Source organism: Stutzerimonas stutzeri (assembly GCF_000590475.1).
In the GTDB taxonomy this organism is placed as follows: Bacteria; Pseudomonadota; Gammaproteobacteria; order Pseudomonadales; family Pseudomonadaceae; genus Stutzerimonas; species Stutzerimonas stutzeri_D.
Genome location: NZ_CP007441.1, coordinates 1,267,440 through 1,282,454, shown reverse-complemented (window position 1 = coordinate 1,282,454; position 15,015 = coordinate 1,267,440). Strand labels below are relative to the sequence as shown.

Genomic DNA, 15,015 nt, shown 5'->3' with positions numbered 1-15,015 from the left:
TCGCTGCCCCTCGTTCAGGCCTGAACCGGCTGACGGCCGATGCCGTAATAGCTGAAACCTTCACGCTTGACCTGTTCGCGGTCGTACTGGTTACGGCCGTCGATGATCAGCGGGGTATTCAGCAGGCGCTTCAGGGCGCGGAAGTCCGGGCGACGGAAAGGTTTCCATTCGGTAACCAGGCACAGCGCGTCGGCGTCGATTGCAGCCTCGTACTGGCCTTCGACGATTTGTAAACGGCCGTCGGCGAACCAGCTTTCCGGAAACTCACGGCGCGCGGTCTCGCGGGCGACCGGATCGAAAGCCCGCACCTTGGCACCGGCATTGATCAGGCTGTTGATCAGCACCACGCTGGGCGCTTCGCGCATGTCGTCGGTGCCGGGCTTGAATGCCAGGCCCCAGACCGCGAAGGTGCGACCGCTCAGGTCGCCATTGAAATGGGTAGAAATCTTGTTGAATAGCGAGTGCTTCTGCTGGTCGTTGCGCGACTCGACGGCCCGCAGCAGCTCGGGCTCGAAGTCGTTCTGGTGAGCGATATTGATCAGCGCCTTGACGTCCTTCGGGAAACACGACCCGCCGTAGCCGCAGCCTGCATAGATGAAGTGATAGCCGATGCGCTCGTCCGAACCGATCCCCAGGCGCACGTTCTCGACGTCCACGTCGAGACGCTCGCAAAGGCTCGCGATTTCGTTCATGAATGAAATCTTGGTTGCCAGCATCGCATTGGCGGCATATTTGGTCATTTCCGCATCGCGGATGCCCATGAATATGGTGCGCGGGCGATTACGGATAAAAGGCGCATAGAGCGCGCTCATGACCTGACGGGCATGTTCGTTATCGGCACCGATCACGATCCGGTCCGGGTGCATGAAGTCGTTGACCGCAGCGCCTTCTTTAAGGAATTCGGGGTTGGATACCACCGAGAATTCGACTTCGACGCCGCGCGCCTCGAGGCGTTCGCTTACTGCTGCACGGACCAGATCCGCGGTTCCTACCGGCACGGTGGACTTGTTCACCACGATGGCCGGAGCGTTCAGCGTATCGCCAATCTGCCGTGCAACTTCAAGCACGTAGCGCAGATCCGCCGAGCCATCTTCGCCGGGCGGAGTGCCCACCGCGATGAAAAAGACTTCCGACTGCTCGACGGCTTCGCCCAGCGAGGTCGTGAAGTGCAGCCGCCCGGCCGCATGATTTTCGGTGACGATTTCTTCGAGGCCCGGCTCGTAGATCGGCAGAATGCCCTGCTTGAGATTATCGATCTTGGTCTTGTCGACGTCGACGCAGTAGACCGTGTTGCCCATCTCCGCGATACAGGCGCCGGTAACCAGCCCCACGTAGCCGCTTCCAACGACGGTGATGTTCATAGCAGGATCCTCGATTCAGTCATTGATACAGGCGTGCCTCGGCGCGACCCTTCAGGGGGCCGATGGCGCAAATTCGTTTGCTGGGCAGAGAGTCAATCCGGGCCAGGCTCACCATTGGCGGAACCTGACCCGGTACGAGATAGCGCGAGCCGATCTTAGACCGTCTGCTCGCTGTATCCGTAATGGTCGTAGTAGCCACGGAACTGACCGTTCTTCTTGGCTTTCTCGATATCGACATGGTTAAGCACCACGCCGGTAAGCGGCGCGTTGCTGTTCTGCAGCTGGCTCACGCCCTTCTGCACGTGTGGGATCAGCGTGCTGTCGGACTTGACGACGTAGATCACCGCGTCGGCAAGGGTCGACAGCACGGCAGCATCGCTGACCGCCTGGCTTGGTGGCGAGTCGATGATGATGCGGTCATAGCGGCCCTTGACCACTTCGAGCAACTTGGCGAAGCGCGGCGAGGACAGCAGTTCCAGCGGGTTGGAAGGCACCGGTCCGGCGGCGATCATGTCCACGTTGCCAACGGAGTGGATGCACTCCTCGAGCTTCGCGTTGCCGCCGATGAGGTTGACCAAGCCTGGCGTACCCGGCTTGAAGTCGAACGCCTTGTCCAAAGTCGCGCGGCGCAGGTCGGCATCGATCAGCAGGACACGATGCAACTGCCCCATGGCGAACGCCAGGTTGGCCGACACCGAGCTCTTGCCCTCGTCCGGCGCCGTGGAGGTCACCACCAGCACCTGCCGAGGCTGGCTGGCTTCGCTCAGCAGCAAATTGGTGCGAATGGTCCGCACGGCTTCGCAGAAGCGCTTGTCCGAGCTGCGTTCGAACAGATGGCTGACTTCCTTGCGCAGCTTGCGCGGCACCTGTGGAACGATGCCCATGACCGGCAGCCCCAGCTTGCTCTCGACTTCTTCGGAGCTCTTGAAGGTGTTGTCGAGAATTTCGCGAATGATCGCCTGGGCAATTCCCAGCACCAGTGCGAGGAACAGCGCCACGACCATGATCAGCTTCTTGTTCGGCGCGCTGGGTTCGGTCGGTGGGATGGCCGCATCGACTATGCGGGCGTTGGTGGAGCTCAGATCCGAGGTCGCGGTGGTTTCCTGCAAACGGGTCATGAAGGTGTCGTACAGCGCTCGGTCGCTTTCGACCTGACGCTGCAGGTCACGCACCTTGAATTCCTTGCGGGAGATGTCCTGGATACGGCCCTTGTTCTCGTCGAACGAAGCGCGTAGCGAATTCTCGTTGGCCACGGCGAGCTGGTAGTTGCGCTCGATGCTCGCCACAACCTGCTCGACCTGCTGCTTCAGGCTGGCAGTGGCGGCGTTGAGATCCGAGCGCGCGGAAGCCATCGCCGGGTGGCGGTCCCCATAACGACGCGAAAGATCTTCGACACGCGAACGGGCATGCGCCTGGTCGGCCTTGAACTGCTGGATCAGCGGATGGCCAAGCACGGCCGGCACGCTGGCCAGACGCTCCCAGCCCTGGCTGCGCATGGACTCGACCTGACGATACTGGCTTTCGGCTTCGGCACGCTGACGGCGGGCGTCGATCATACGGTCGCCGGTCAGGGAGAGTTCGTTGGCGCTGATGGTGCCGACGCCGTCCAGATCGACCAGCCCCTCGGCGTCCAGGTAGGCCTGGAGACGGTCTTCGGAATCCTTCAGCTTCTGACGCAAGGAAACCAGGCGGTCGTTCATCCAGCTGGCGGCTGTCATCGACATGTCGACCTTGGCCTCCAGCTGCGCTTCGATGTAGGCCTGCGCCAGCTGATTGGTCGCTTGCGCAGCGGTCAGACGATCAGCCATGGCAATGGATAGATAGACCAGCTGGCTCTTGCCTTCGACCCACACAGTCGTGCGATCCATGAAGGCCTGAGTCGCGTAATCGATGATCTGAGCCTCGGTGAGCGGCTCGGGCTCTTCCCCGGTCAGCGCATCGACGATGCCCGAGAAATCAACCAGCGGCCCAGGCTGCTGACGCAGGTCGAACTCGGGGTGCTCGGTCAGATTCAGGTCGCGGACGACACGCTCGGCGACGCCACGGCTCTGCATCAGGCTGAGTTGGGTCTGCAGGTATTCGCTGAGTTCGACCGGCGTATCGGCCGCTGGCTGGAACGACAGCACCGGCGTGCCTTTGGTCTCGATGAGCACCGAAGTGACGGCCTTGTAGATCGGCGTCACCCGCGAAAGCAGCAAAATAGTCAGCAACGCGACAATGGCCACCAGCAGGACAATGCCCCATTTGCGCGACCAGATCGCGTGCCAGATTTTCTTCAGGTCTATGAAATCGCTATCGGCTGCCGGCCCTGCGGGGCGCTGCCAAGGTCGATCCGGGCGAACTGGGCTATTCATCAGAAGAATCCTTCGTCGATGTTGATCGTGTCGCCAGGGTGAACCTGCGTGTCCATGGTGGCTTTCTCTTCAGCGCGGCTGCCTTGGGAGCCCCGCACGATGGTCATGCGCTTGGTCGAAGCGCGTTCGGTAAGGCCTCCGGCCAGTGCGATCGCGCGATCCAGGGTGAGCCCGGGCTGGTAGGGATAACCGCCGGGAAGCTTGACCTCGCCAGCGATGTAGAACTCGCGATAATTGACCACTGATACCGAAACACGCGGGTCGATCAGGTAGCCGTCCTTGAGTTTTTCCACCAGCACCTTGCGCACATCGCCCGGCGTCTTGCCGTTGGCGTCGACCTCGCCGATGAAGGGGAAGGTAAAGGTGCCGGCATCGGTCAGGCGTATTTCTTCAAAAGAGAGATCCGGCTCTCCGTGAACGCTGATACGGATGATATCGCCCGAGCCCAGCTGATATTGGGCGGCGCTGGCCGCGGCGCTGAACGCCAGCAGCAACAGCACGGAAAGGAATTTATAGATGTTCGGGATGCGCATGGTCGGCTCCTCCTTAGGCACTGGTTAACGTCCTACCTGGCCTCAAAGGCTCAGGTCGAAGCTCAGCAGGTAAACGTTTCGGTCGTAGGTCTCCACGCTCAGATTGGAGTCGTTCTCTGTTCTGAGATAAGAGAGAGTCACGTCGATCCAGCGATCCGGTGAATAAGTCACACCGGCACCGTAGGACGTTCTTTCGTCATTTCGGCCGATTCCTTCGTAGTCGCGATCGGAGAAGCGGTACTTCAATTCGGTCGCAATGCGCGAGGTCCACTCGTGATCCCAGGTCGCCAGGGTGGTCCAGTCATTGATCGTGCTAGCCCCGTCGTCACCTTCATCGAAGGCACGCCGCGAGGTCAGGTTGAACACCGAGTAAGTGCGCGGCTTCCAGGTGACGCCGGCTTCCCACATCGGACTGGTGAAATCCTTGCGCTGATCGTTGTCGAAATCCTTGCGCTCGGCGCCGAGCTTGAAGCTGCCGGAGGTCTTCGCGGTGGCGTCCCAGGTCGCGCCACCAAGCAGCGCTATGTTGGTGCTGTCACGCAGCGCAGTGGCGAGCTTGTAGTCATGATCGGTGTGCCGAACCTCGACCAGCGAGCGTGTTCTGGCGCCCAGACGATGGAACCAGATGGAGTTGAACATCAGGCTGTCGCGTTCTTCGGATGCGTTGATGTTGCCGCTGTTGTAGTAACGAAGCTGCTCGTAGTTGGTTCCGAACTCGAGCTGGTTACGCGCGGTCCGAGCGCCGAAACGATAAGCCGCGCGGGCGATGGCCCGGCTGTACTTGTCATTCTCGGTTGCGTCTTCGGTATCGGCGGTCTCCTCTACGCGGTGGTAGGCGAGCCCCCAACTCAGGCGATGGCGGGAGGTGAACTCCATGACACTTCTGAGATTCAGATGGTGATCGGTATTGCTGGCTTCGGAATCCGAATGAAAGATGTCGCTGTTCAGGGAGTACTCAAGCTCGTACTCGCTATTGCGGTTTCCCGTACCTAGCAAAAAGGTCGGGTTGATTCCGGTCACCCAGGACGCCTGCTCGTTATCCGACAGCCCGCGATAGTTGTCGTCGTAGCTCTCACGGACGATTAGGGTCGGGGTGAACTCGAAGCCGCCAATGCGTATTTCCTGCGGATCGTCCACTGCCCAGCTATCGGTAGCGACAAGGCACAGTAGCGATACACCTGGAAGCGTGATGTTCCTCATATGGAATCCCTTCTCGGAGATAAATTGTTGTTCATACCGGCTCCGGCCACGACGCAGGCTTATGTGAGCAGGCATAGACACGCAACAGACCGCAAATATCCCCGACAGTTGCAGAATCGATGAGCGGTGGCTTAACCCAAGCCTTTTCCATCCCACCTTGAAGCAGACTCGAGGCCTTGGTTCAGGCACGCTACCGCCCCAGGGCCAGAGTCCCTGTAGCGGTTTTGCCAGCAGCCACAAAAACAGCCACAGGCCGCCCCAACCAGCAGATCAAAACGGCAGGCAAAGCAAAAAAACGATCGGAGTTTTGTTATTAGAGCGACGAAACCGCGCGCCGCTGGACGGGCTGAACGCTCGCCAGACGTACCTGGATCCGCTGCTGGCGATTGAGCACATTCAACAGCAGCATCACCCGCTCCTCGCCTTCCATGGAAAGGAAGATGGCGTCCATGTCGGCAAACTCACCGACCTTGACCTGCACTCGATCACCGGGCACCAACGCAGGCCTGGCGCCTATCGCTGCACAGCGTTGCCGGAGGTGATCGACAATGACGTCCTGCACCTGACAAGGCTGACCGCAGAACGCAACGACGCGATTGACACCGCGAGTGGAACGTAACGATAGCCAGCTGTCTTCACTGCCCATGCGAATGAATACATACCCGGGAAATAGTGGCTGTTGCTGCTCGCGCAGCTTGCCGGTGCAAATGCTCTGCACCGTGAAAACCGGCGCAAAGCATTCAAAGCCCTGGCGCATGAGATGCTCCTGCGCTCGCCCGTCCTGGCGCGGCTTGCATTGCAGTAGGTACAAGGCCTTCGGCATTTCGGTATGTCTATCCACAGCTTCTCCGAGCGCGCTAAACATCCGCGGAAGAACCAACGGTGGTTCCTTGCAAGCCCCTGGCTGACCAGACGCCCTTTCTGGACATGAATCGCTCTGAGGGAGTTCCGCCTTGTTACACCCAGCAACACTTAGCGGGGACGAGCGGTATCGCGAAGGAGTCGTGCCGGACGAGACCTGGCCGAAATGCCGTCTAGCTCAACGGTTTCACGAGATTAGTGATGTGTTATCTGGCGTGACAGCAGCTCAAAAGCCCTACCGTCGGCGCACGGTCGGGCTTGCAGAGCAATCGCCAGAAGGAGGCAAGGCCCCGGCGGGTTGCGCATTTATAAATCAGGTGCGCTCAATACGATCCGGGTGAATCACGATTCGGCCTTGCTTATAGAGGCCGCCGATGGCCTTTTTGAAGTTGCCCTTGCTGACGCCGAATAGCCGGGCAATCTCGTCGGCCGCCGTTTTGTCGCTGACAGGAAGGCTGCCCTGATTTTCCTGCAGCTTTTGCAGAATCAGCGCTTGCAAGGCATCACCGGCTTCGCTGCCCACCGGCTGGAGGCTCAGGCTGATTTTCCCGTCCGCGCGCACTTCCTTTATATAGCCGTTCTCGCGCATGCCGCCGCGCAGGAACTTGAAGGCTTCGTTCTTGTGGATCAGCCCCCAGTGCTTGCCGTTGATGATTGCCTTGTAGCCCAGATCGGTGGGCTCCACCACCAGCAGATCCACCGCCTCGCCAATGCTGTAGCGCGGCGGCGTCTTGTCGAGATAACGGTCCAGTCGCGCGGTGGCCGTGATGCGTTTGGTGTGCTTGTCGAGGTAGACGTGGACGACGCAGTAATCGCCCTCTTTCAACGGACGCTTTTCTTCGGAGTGCGGCAGCAGCAGGTCTTTGGGCAGCCCCCAGTCGAGGAATAGTCCGACCCGATTGATTTCGACGACCTTGAGGCTGGCGAACTCGCCCACCTGGACCTTGGGCTTCTCGGTGGTCGCGATGAGCTTGTCTTCGCTGTCGAGGTAGATGAACACGTTCAGCCAATCATCGACCTCGGTCGGGACATTCTTGGGGATGTAACGATTGGGCAGCAGGATCTCGCCGTCCGGCCCGCCGTCCAGGTATAGGCCGAAACCGGTGTGCTTGACGATCTGCATGCTGTTGAAGCGCCCGATTGCGGCCATTTGAACAATCCTGTGAGTCGAAGGCGGCGATTCTAACAGGCCGTCGGATGCAAACGCGCCACGACAGCCAGCCGAATCGCCCGGTAAAAGATAAGCGAGACCCAGACGCACTTCCTGATCCGACCCGCTCTAACCAAACCTGCCAACGCCGGCTACCGTGGCAAGGCATAGGCGATGACCGAGTCACCCGCTTTGGTCCCGAGGGAGCCATGACCGCCGGCGACCACCACCACTATCTGCCGCCCTGAGCGACTCAGATAGGTCATCGGCGTCGCCTGGCCGCCTGCCGGCAACCGCCATTTGCCCAGCTCCTTGCCAGTGGTGACGTCATAAGCGCGCAGGTAATAGTCCAGCGTGCCGCTGAGAAACGCCACGCCACCAGCCGTCAGCATCGGCCCGCCGAGACTCGGCACGCCCATTTTGAACGGCAGCGGAATGGGCGCCCGATCCCGCACGGTGCCGTTCTTGCGCATCCAGTGGGTCTTGCCGGTGCGCAGATCGGCGCCAGCAACATAGCCCCAAGGCGGCGCGATGCAAGGCAGGCCGATCGGCGAAACGAAGGGTTGGAGCTCGACCGCGAAGGGCGCGCCGAAATTCTCGTTGAGGTGCGGCTCGCTGTCTGAAACATAGGTTTTGCGGTCATTCTCGCGGGGAATCAGGGTCGAGGTGAACGGCAGATAAGCCGGCGTACTGAACACCATCTGTCTAACCGGATCGACCGCCACGCCGCCCCAGTTGAAGACGCCGAAGTTGCCCGGATGCACCAAGGAGCCCTGGGTCGATGGCGGCGTATAGCGGCCTTCGTAGCGCAGCGAGTGGAACTGGATATGGCACATCATCTGGTCGATGAAGGTAGCACCCCAGAGATCCTTGCCCTGCAGCATCGGCGGCTCGTACGACAGCGCCGAAACCGGCTGGATGGGCGCTGCCCGATCCCCTTCGGCGGCACCCTGCGGCGCAGGCACTTCACGGACCGGCAGAATCGGTTCACCGGTGCGGCGATCCAGCACATAGATGTCGCCCTGCTTGGTCGGCGCGACCAGTGCCGGGACCGAGCCATTTTCCGTGTCGATATCGACCAGACTCGGCTGCGCCGGCACGTCCATGTCCCAGAGATCGTGATGCACCGTCTGGAATACCCAGCGCAGCTCGCCGGTAGCGAGATCGAGGGCAACGATCGAAGAGGAGAAACGCTCGCTGTTCTCGCTACGATTGCCACCCCACTGATCCGGTACCTGATTGCCCAGCGGCACGTAAATCAACCCCAGCGCCTCGTCGGCGCTGGACATGCTCCAGCTGTTCGGCGTGCTTTCGCTGTAGGTTTCGCCCTCGGCGATCGGCTCGGTCTGCTGCGGATTACCCGGATCCCAGTTCCACTTCAGTTCGCCCGTAATGGCGTCGTAAGCGCGGATCACACCGGACGGTTCGGTGGTCGACACATTGTCGTTCACCGCGCCGCCGATGATGACCAGGCCGTTAGCGATCACCGGCGGCGAGGTGGAGTAGTAAAAGCCCTCCTTCACGTTCGGCATGTTCGCCCAGAGATTTACCGCGCCATTGCGACCGAACCCCGGACATACCCGACCTGTTTTGGCATCCAGCGCGATCAGCCGTGCGTCGGCGGTCGGCATGAACAGCCGTTGCTGACAGGCCTGCTCACCAGCGGGCGCATCACTGAGGTGATAGGACAGCCCACGACAGGTCAGGTGCTGGCGATTGACCGAGTCCGGAACCTTCGGATCGAAGCGCCAACGCTCCTGCCCGGTGTCGGCGTCCAGCGCGATGACGAAATTGTGCGGCGTGCAGATATACAGGCTGTCGTCGATCTTCAGCGGAGTGACTTCGTAGGTGGTTTCCTCCGGGTCGCTTGGCCGGCGACGATCCCCAGTACTGAACTCCCAAACCTTCTCCAACCGATCGACATTGCTCGGCGTGACCTGCTCCAGCGGCGAGTAACGCGTGCCATGCTGGGTGCGGCCGTAGGCATGCCATTCGCCCTCGGGAACAGTGGCCCCATCGCTAACAGGTGCCGCCGCCAGCGGTTGCGGCAGCATGCCTCTGATGTCGTGGCTGTCGCTGGAAATCGCCTGTACCGCGGCGGCGCCCCAGAGCAGCACCGCCAGCATCAGCGGCAGCGCGCTGCCGCCCCAGGCTCGCGCACCGAAATGTTGCCAACCCAGCCGCTGGGCGACCCAGGGCATCAATAGCCACAATCCCAGCGGCGCGACGATGCTGCCGCGCGGCGCCAGCTGCCACCAGTCGAAGCCCACCTCATAGAGCGCCCAACCCAAGGCGCCGAACATCACCAGTGCATAAACCCACAGCGCAGCCCGGCGTCTAGCCAGCAGCAACATGCCGGTCAGCAGAAAACCCACCGCAAGCACCGCAAAATACCAGGTCCCGCCGAGCGTGATGACTTTCCAACCACCGACAGCGAGCACCAAGCCCAGGATGATGCACAACACAGCACTGATGACGACCGCCACTCTTTCCTCCTATCCGTGTGTCAGGCCTGGAGATGGCGAAACGATGATCTTGTCGCGAGCATCTCCTGCAGACGGCCAAATGCAGCCGGCGATCCGGAATCATCCGGCATTACAGTGGACCGGCGGTCGGCGAGAACGCTCCCTGGCAAAACCGAATCAGGGCATCCGTTTCACTTCGCGCTCAGCCCGACCCGCAATAACTTGCCGCTTGGCGAGTCGGTCAGCAGATAAAGAAAGCCATCGGGACCTAAGCGGACGTCGCGTATCCGTGCGCCCATGTCCTTCAGCAAGCGTTCGTCGTGGGTGACCTCGTCGCCATCGAGTTGCAAGCGGATCAGCGACTGATCCACCAGCGCGCCGATGAACAGGTTGTGCTGCCATTCGGGGAAGCGTTGCGCATCATAGAACGCCATGCCGCTGATCGCAGGCGATCGCTCCCATACATAATGTGGCGGCTCGGTCCCCGGCACGGTTTCCCCCTTGGCTTCGGGAATCGGCTGGCCGCCATAGTTGATGCCATAAGTCGCCAGCGGCCAGCCATAGTTGAGCCCAGGCTTGGGAATGTTGATTTCATCGCCACCGCGCGGGCCGTGCTCGTGCGACCAGAGCGCGCCGCTCCAAGGATTGATCGCGGCGCCCTGCTGATTGCGGTGGCCATAGGACCAGATTTCCGGACGAGCGCCCTGGGTGGCCACGAAGGGGTTATCTTCTGGAACCTTGCCATCAGGGTGGATTCGCACCAGCTTGCCCTGAAGCTTGTCGAGATCCTGAGCGGTGGGCCGCTGGTTGTTTTCACCCAGCGCGATGAAGAGATGGCCCTCGTCATCGAAGACCAGCCGTGAGCCGAAATGTATACCCGTGGACAGCTTCGGCTGCTGCCGGAAGATCACGGTGAAGCCTTCCAGGGCGCTCAGATCATCCGTCAACCGGCCGCGACCCACGCTCGTGCCGGCTTTACCGTTCTCTCCCGCCTCGGCATAACTGAGATAGACCAGCCGATCCTGGCGAAAATCGGGCGACAGGCGCACGTCCAGCAAGCCACCCTGTCCACGTCCATAAACGTCCGGCACGCCAGCGAGCGGCTCGGACAACTGCCCGTCCTCACCGACGATACGCAACCTGCCGGGCCGCTCAGTCACCAGCATGTCCGTGCCGCCCGGCAGAAAAGCCAAGGCCCAGGGATGCTCCAGGCCACTGGTGACGGTCTCCACCGTGACGCGGCCTTGCTCGCTGTCAAAATACTTCACTTCAGCGAGCACCGGTGCGAAACAGCTCAGGCCGAAGCAGCCGGCAAGGGCGATGTGGATATAGCGCAACATGGATAGTTCTCCGAACGTGATTGCAATCATTCAGAGAAGACCATGGACGAAGAAAAACGCTTCAGCCATTTGGTACCGATGAAAATCGAACAAAAATTAGCCAGATCTGTATAATGTCCGGTTCGACTGACCAAAGGAACCAGATGACGATGGCCTCCAAGACTACATCCGCCAAACGCAAACCCGAACCCGCCAGCGAAACCAGCCAGTCCCTGGCCGCTCAGATGGCCGCCTTCCTGAAGGCCGGTGGCGAAGTTCAGAAAATCCCCAACGGCGTCAGCGGCCAGACCCAAGGCCCATCGCGGCAGATCACCATCAGCAAGAAATAGATAGCCAAGAAATAAGTAGCTACGAAGTAACTCCGCAACACCTGACCGACAAGCGAGCTTCCGCTGTCATTGCCGTACCGCAGTGGCTCGCCAGGTTTCCCCCTCCGCGACATCCGAGATATCCATGACTGACCCCATACGCTTGTCCAAACGCCTCGCCGAGCAACTGGGCTGTTCCCGGCGTGAGGCCGAGTTGTATATCGAAGGCGGTTGGGTCAGCGTCGATGGTCAAATCATCGAAGCCCCTTATTTCAAGGTCGACAACCAACGGATCGAGCTCCTGCCTGGCGCTACTGCGACCGAGATGCCGCCGGTCACATTGTTGCTGCACAAACCAGCCGGCCAGCCCACCGCCACGGACCCCGCCAGCGCCCAGGCACAACTCGCCAAGGCGAGTCACTGGTCTGGCGATGTTGCCCGTCTCGCACCGCGCGGTCGTCACCTCGCGCGCCAGACCGCTTTGCTCGCGCTAGACCCGGACGCAAGTGGACTGGTCGTGTTTAGCCAGCAGCGCGAAGTGATCCGCAAGCTGGCCGATCCACGCGACAAGCTGGAGCAGGAATTCGTCGTCGAAGTGGCCGGCGAGCCTGAGGAAGGTGGCCTGGCGTTACTGGCCAAAGGCATTGGTCATCGCGGCAGGGTCCTGCCCAAAGCCAAGGCCAGCTGGCAGAACGAAACCCGTCTGCGCATTGTGCTCAAGGCACCCCAAGCCGGCGACCTGCGTCAACTCTGCGAAGCCATCGGCCTGCAGATGCTCAGTTGCAAGCGCATCCGCATAGGGCGCCTGTCGATGGCTAAATTGCCGGTCGGCGAATGGCGCTTTCTTGGTGAGCACGAGCGCTTTTAACAGGCATCAGCCAGCGATAGAGCCGGTTGCTCGCGCCGTGTGACCGCTCGGCTATGCTGATGGGATGGAAACGGACAGAAGCCATCCTCGGGCCGAATCAACAAGCACACGGCCTGCAGCTTCGCCACCCCGTCGCAAAAGGTTCGCCATGCAGAGACTCGTTCTGGTGCTCATGTTCGTTCTGTTGCCTCTGGTTTGTCAGGCGCAGCAGCGAGTCGAAGTATGGACCTATCACTTTTCGCCGCCTTTCATTCTCGATAAGACCCAAGGGCTTTCGCACGCCTTCGTCGAGTTGCTCAACAAGGATCTCGGCAATCAAGACCGCTTTCTCTTTGAATTGGTGGAATTGCCGCGCAAGCGGGTGGATGCGCGCCTTGTTCGAAAGCGCTCCGGCATCCTGCTCTGGGCCACACCGAGCTTCCTCACTGCCGAGCAGCAGGCCAATGGAACATGGTCGCAACCGTTGCTAATCGACCAGCAGGACTTCGTTTCGCTACCCGACGCCCCCGTTGAATACGAGGGTCCCGAGTCGCTGCAAGGCCTCATCCTGGGTGGCGTACTGGGGCACAGATACGCGGCGCTGGAGGAAGACATCGCCAGCGGCGCGATCAAGCGCCAGAACGTTCAGACTGACGAGCAAAATATTCAGAAGTTGCTTTCGGGGCGCATCAATACCTTACTGATTTCGCGTTCTACCCTGCTCTACTACCGCAAAGAACAAAAGCTCGGGGATTTGTATGTATCGACCACACCGCTGTACCAATTCGAGCGACACCTGTTCATCAACGGCGCGCTTGGCAAGGCCGTCGTCGAGTACCTCGAAGGCTTCCTCGCTACCTTGCCGAACAACCCACATTGGCAGATCCTCCTGTTCCAGTACGGACTCAAGCCCCTCGCCCGCGAACAATGAAACCGGCTGAACAGAACGGAAACTTGCAGGTCAGAACACGCGCTGACCCACCTAAATAATCAAGAGAACAAGGCAGCAATGAAGAATGCACTGGTGATCGGACTGTTCATGGCCCTGGGTGGCTGCGCCTCCCAGCCCTGTGATCAACCCGGCAGCGACAACACCTGCCGCACGGAGCGGATGCTCTATCAGAACGACCTGCTACAGGCGAAAATTCTTATCGCTGTTGGCGATGAAGGCGGCTACGAGCTCGCCGATGCCCTGCTCCAGCGCAGCGCCCGTCTCGACGAGCGTGGCGAGATCGAGTTCTATCAGGCGTTGCTGATGATTCGCCAAGGCCCGCAGCCTGACGAGGTAGTGCGCCTGCTCGAAAAAGCGCGAGCCAAGGGCCACCCACATGCCGTCGCGCTGCTCTACAAGATCTACCAGGAGCCCTACCTGCTCGAGGAGCGCGACACCGCCAAGGCGGAGCAATACCGCCAGGCCTATTCCGAACTGGATGTCGCGCAAAGCGGCTACCCCTCGTTCGATAAGGCTGTGAAGCTGGTTTCTCAACTGGTCGAGCCACCACCGCCGCTCCCCGAGCGAATCGACCCCTGCGCCGACCGATGCCCGTAACACGGCCAGCGGAACGCAGCCACCGACCCTCTGTACCTGTTCACCGCACGTCACAATCGGCACCTGCGCTGCTGCATCGGTCCGAACTGCCGCGACGCTCCGCTGATCTACTGAACAGGCGAAATCGCCGCTTTGGCTGATGGCGAAACGAGGGCTCCGATGCATATTTGTCAGGCGCGTGGCCGCAGGGCCTTGTTGTTACTGATCACCGTCTGCGTGGTCCTGGCTGGCTGCAGCCGTATGAACCTCGCCTACCGCAACCTGCACCTGCTGATTCCCTGGTCAATCAATGACTACCTGGACATGAATCGCGACCAGCAGCAGCGCTTGCGTGCCCAGCTGCGCGACCATCTGAGCTGGCACTGCCGTACACAGTTGCCCCTGTATCTCGACGCTATCGAGCGCCTCCGCCATCAGGTCGTTCAGGGCGACGTTAACGAGGCCACGTTGCGGGCTCATTATCAGGACGCGAAACAGGCGGTTCAGACCATTGCCGTGGAGATCACCCCGACTACGACGCAGATGTTGCGCGACCTCGATGACGAGCAGATCAGCGAGCTGAGCGAGGCCTTTGCGGAAGATCGCCGTGAGCGTGAGAAAAAGTATCTGCAGCCTCCGCTGGAGCAGCAGGTCCGCGAACGCGCGCAGCGCATGAACGAGCGCGTCGAGCAGTGGTTGGGCAGCGTCAACGCGGCGCAACGGCAGCGCATCTTCGCCTGGGCGCACACGCTCAGCGAGCAGAATCGATTTTGGCTGGCCAACCGAGCGCAATGGCAGCAAGCACTGAGCGAAGCACTCGCCAAACGCCACGAAGAAGCCTTCGACAACCGCATCGCGAAGCTACTGCAAGACCGCGAATCCTTCTGGACGGCAGACTATCGAGACGCCTTCGCCCGCACCGAGCAGGCGGCCTTCGACCTTGTGAGCGATCTTTACGCCCTATCCGACGCCGACCAGCGACGCCATTTCGAGGCGCAGCTGGAAGACCTGCACAAGGATTTGAGTTCGCTGGACTGCTTGCCCGAGTCTCGCTGACTTCAATTTCAG

Annotated in this window: 13 protein-coding genes; 5 read left to right on the top strand and 8 right to left on the bottom strand. The window is 60.6% G+C overall.

What is annotated here, in order from left to right:
- Window positions 1-14: 14 nt before the first annotated feature.
- The 8 genes from CH92_RS05920 to CH92_RS05885 all read right to left on the bottom strand — a co-directional run bounded on the left by CH92_RS05920 (window position 15) and on the right by CH92_RS05885 (window position 11,264).
- Window positions 15-1,361 (bottom strand): UDP-glucose dehydrogenase family protein, encoded by a 1,347-nt coding sequence (locus CH92_RS05920; protein WP_025240859.1) that lies wholly within the window; start codon window positions 1,359-1,361, stop codon window positions 15-17.
- 155 nt (window positions 1,362-1,516) lie between these two features.
- Entirely contained in the window at window positions 1,517-3,715 is a 2,199-nt protein-coding gene (locus CH92_RS05915; RefSeq protein WP_025240858.1) for a GumC family protein, read from the bottom strand.
- The gene (locus CH92_RS05910; protein ID WP_025240857.1) at window positions 3,715-4,248 is read right to left on the bottom strand and encodes a polysaccharide biosynthesis/export family protein; all 534 of its coding nucleotides are present in this window, start codon (window positions 4,246-4,248) and stop codon (window positions 3,715-3,717) included. The genes CH92_RS05915 and CH92_RS05910 overlap by 1 nt, the downstream gene beginning before the upstream one ends.
- 42 nt (window positions 4,249-4,290) lie before the next feature.
- Complete coding sequence (locus CH92_RS05905; RefSeq protein ID WP_025240856.1) at window positions 4,291-5,448, bottom strand: outer membrane beta-barrel protein; 1,158 nt, start codon at window positions 5,446-5,448, stop codon at window positions 4,291-4,293.
- Window positions 5,449-5,761: 313 nt separating this feature from the next.
- Window positions 5,762-6,205 carry a transcription termination/antitermination NusG family protein gene (locus CH92_RS05900; protein WP_235206200.1) on the bottom strand — a complete coding sequence of 148 codons (444 nt, stop codon included), beginning with the start codon at window positions 6,203-6,205 and terminating at the stop codon, window positions 5,762-5,764.
- Window positions 6,206-6,622: 417 nt separating this feature from the next.
- Entirely contained in the window at window positions 6,623-7,459 is an 837-nt protein-coding gene (locus CH92_RS05895; RefSeq protein WP_025240854.1) for a CvfB family protein, read from the bottom strand.
- A 152-nt stretch (window positions 7,460-7,611) separates the two neighbouring features.
- The gene (locus tag CH92_RS05890) at window positions 7,612-9,945 is read right to left on the bottom strand and encodes a glucose/quinate/shikimate family membrane-bound PQQ-dependent dehydrogenase (protein ID WP_025240853.1); all 2,334 of its coding nucleotides are present in this window, start codon (window positions 9,943-9,945) and stop codon (window positions 7,612-7,614) included.
- 170 nt (window positions 9,946-10,115) lie between these two features.
- Window positions 10,116-11,264 carry a PQQ-dependent sugar dehydrogenase gene (locus CH92_RS05885; protein WP_025240852.1) on the bottom strand — a complete coding sequence of 383 codons (1,149 nt, stop codon included), beginning with the start codon at window positions 11,262-11,264 and terminating at the stop codon, window positions 10,116-10,118.
- Between the two features lie 149 nt (window positions 11,265-11,413).
- Here CH92_RS05885 and CH92_RS05880 point away from each other — a divergent pair, with 149 nt between their 5' ends.
- The 5 genes from CH92_RS05880 to CH92_RS05860 all read left to right on the top strand — a co-directional run bounded on the left by CH92_RS05880 (window position 11,414) and on the right by CH92_RS05860 (window position 15,003).
- On the top strand, window positions 11,414-11,593 hold the full coding sequence (locus tag CH92_RS05880) for a hypothetical protein (protein WP_025240851.1): 180 nt from the start codon (window positions 11,414-11,416) through the stop codon (window positions 11,591-11,593).
- Between the two features lie 124 nt (window positions 11,594-11,717).
- On the top strand, window positions 11,718-12,440 hold the full coding sequence (locus CH92_RS05875) for an RNA pseudouridine synthase (RefSeq protein ID WP_025240850.1): 723 nt from the start codon (window positions 11,718-11,720) through the stop codon (window positions 12,438-12,440).
- A gap of 148 nt (window positions 12,441-12,588) precedes the next feature.
- Window positions 12,589-13,350 carry a substrate-binding periplasmic protein gene (locus CH92_RS05870; protein ID WP_025240849.1) on the top strand — a complete coding sequence of 254 codons (762 nt, stop codon included), beginning with the start codon at window positions 12,589-12,591 and terminating at the stop codon, window positions 13,348-13,350.
- A 78-nt stretch (window positions 13,351-13,428) separates the two neighbouring features.
- On the top strand, window positions 13,429-13,968 hold the full coding sequence (locus CH92_RS05865) for a hypothetical protein (RefSeq protein ID WP_025240848.1): 540 nt from the start codon (window positions 13,429-13,431) through the stop codon (window positions 13,966-13,968).
- 159 nt (window positions 13,969-14,127) lie between these two features.
- A complete protein-coding gene (locus tag CH92_RS05860) occupies window positions 14,128-15,003 on the top strand; it encodes a DUF6279 family lipoprotein (protein WP_025240847.1) in 876 nt (291 codons plus the stop codon).
- The last annotated feature ends 12 nt before the right edge of the window (window positions 15,004-15,015 follow it).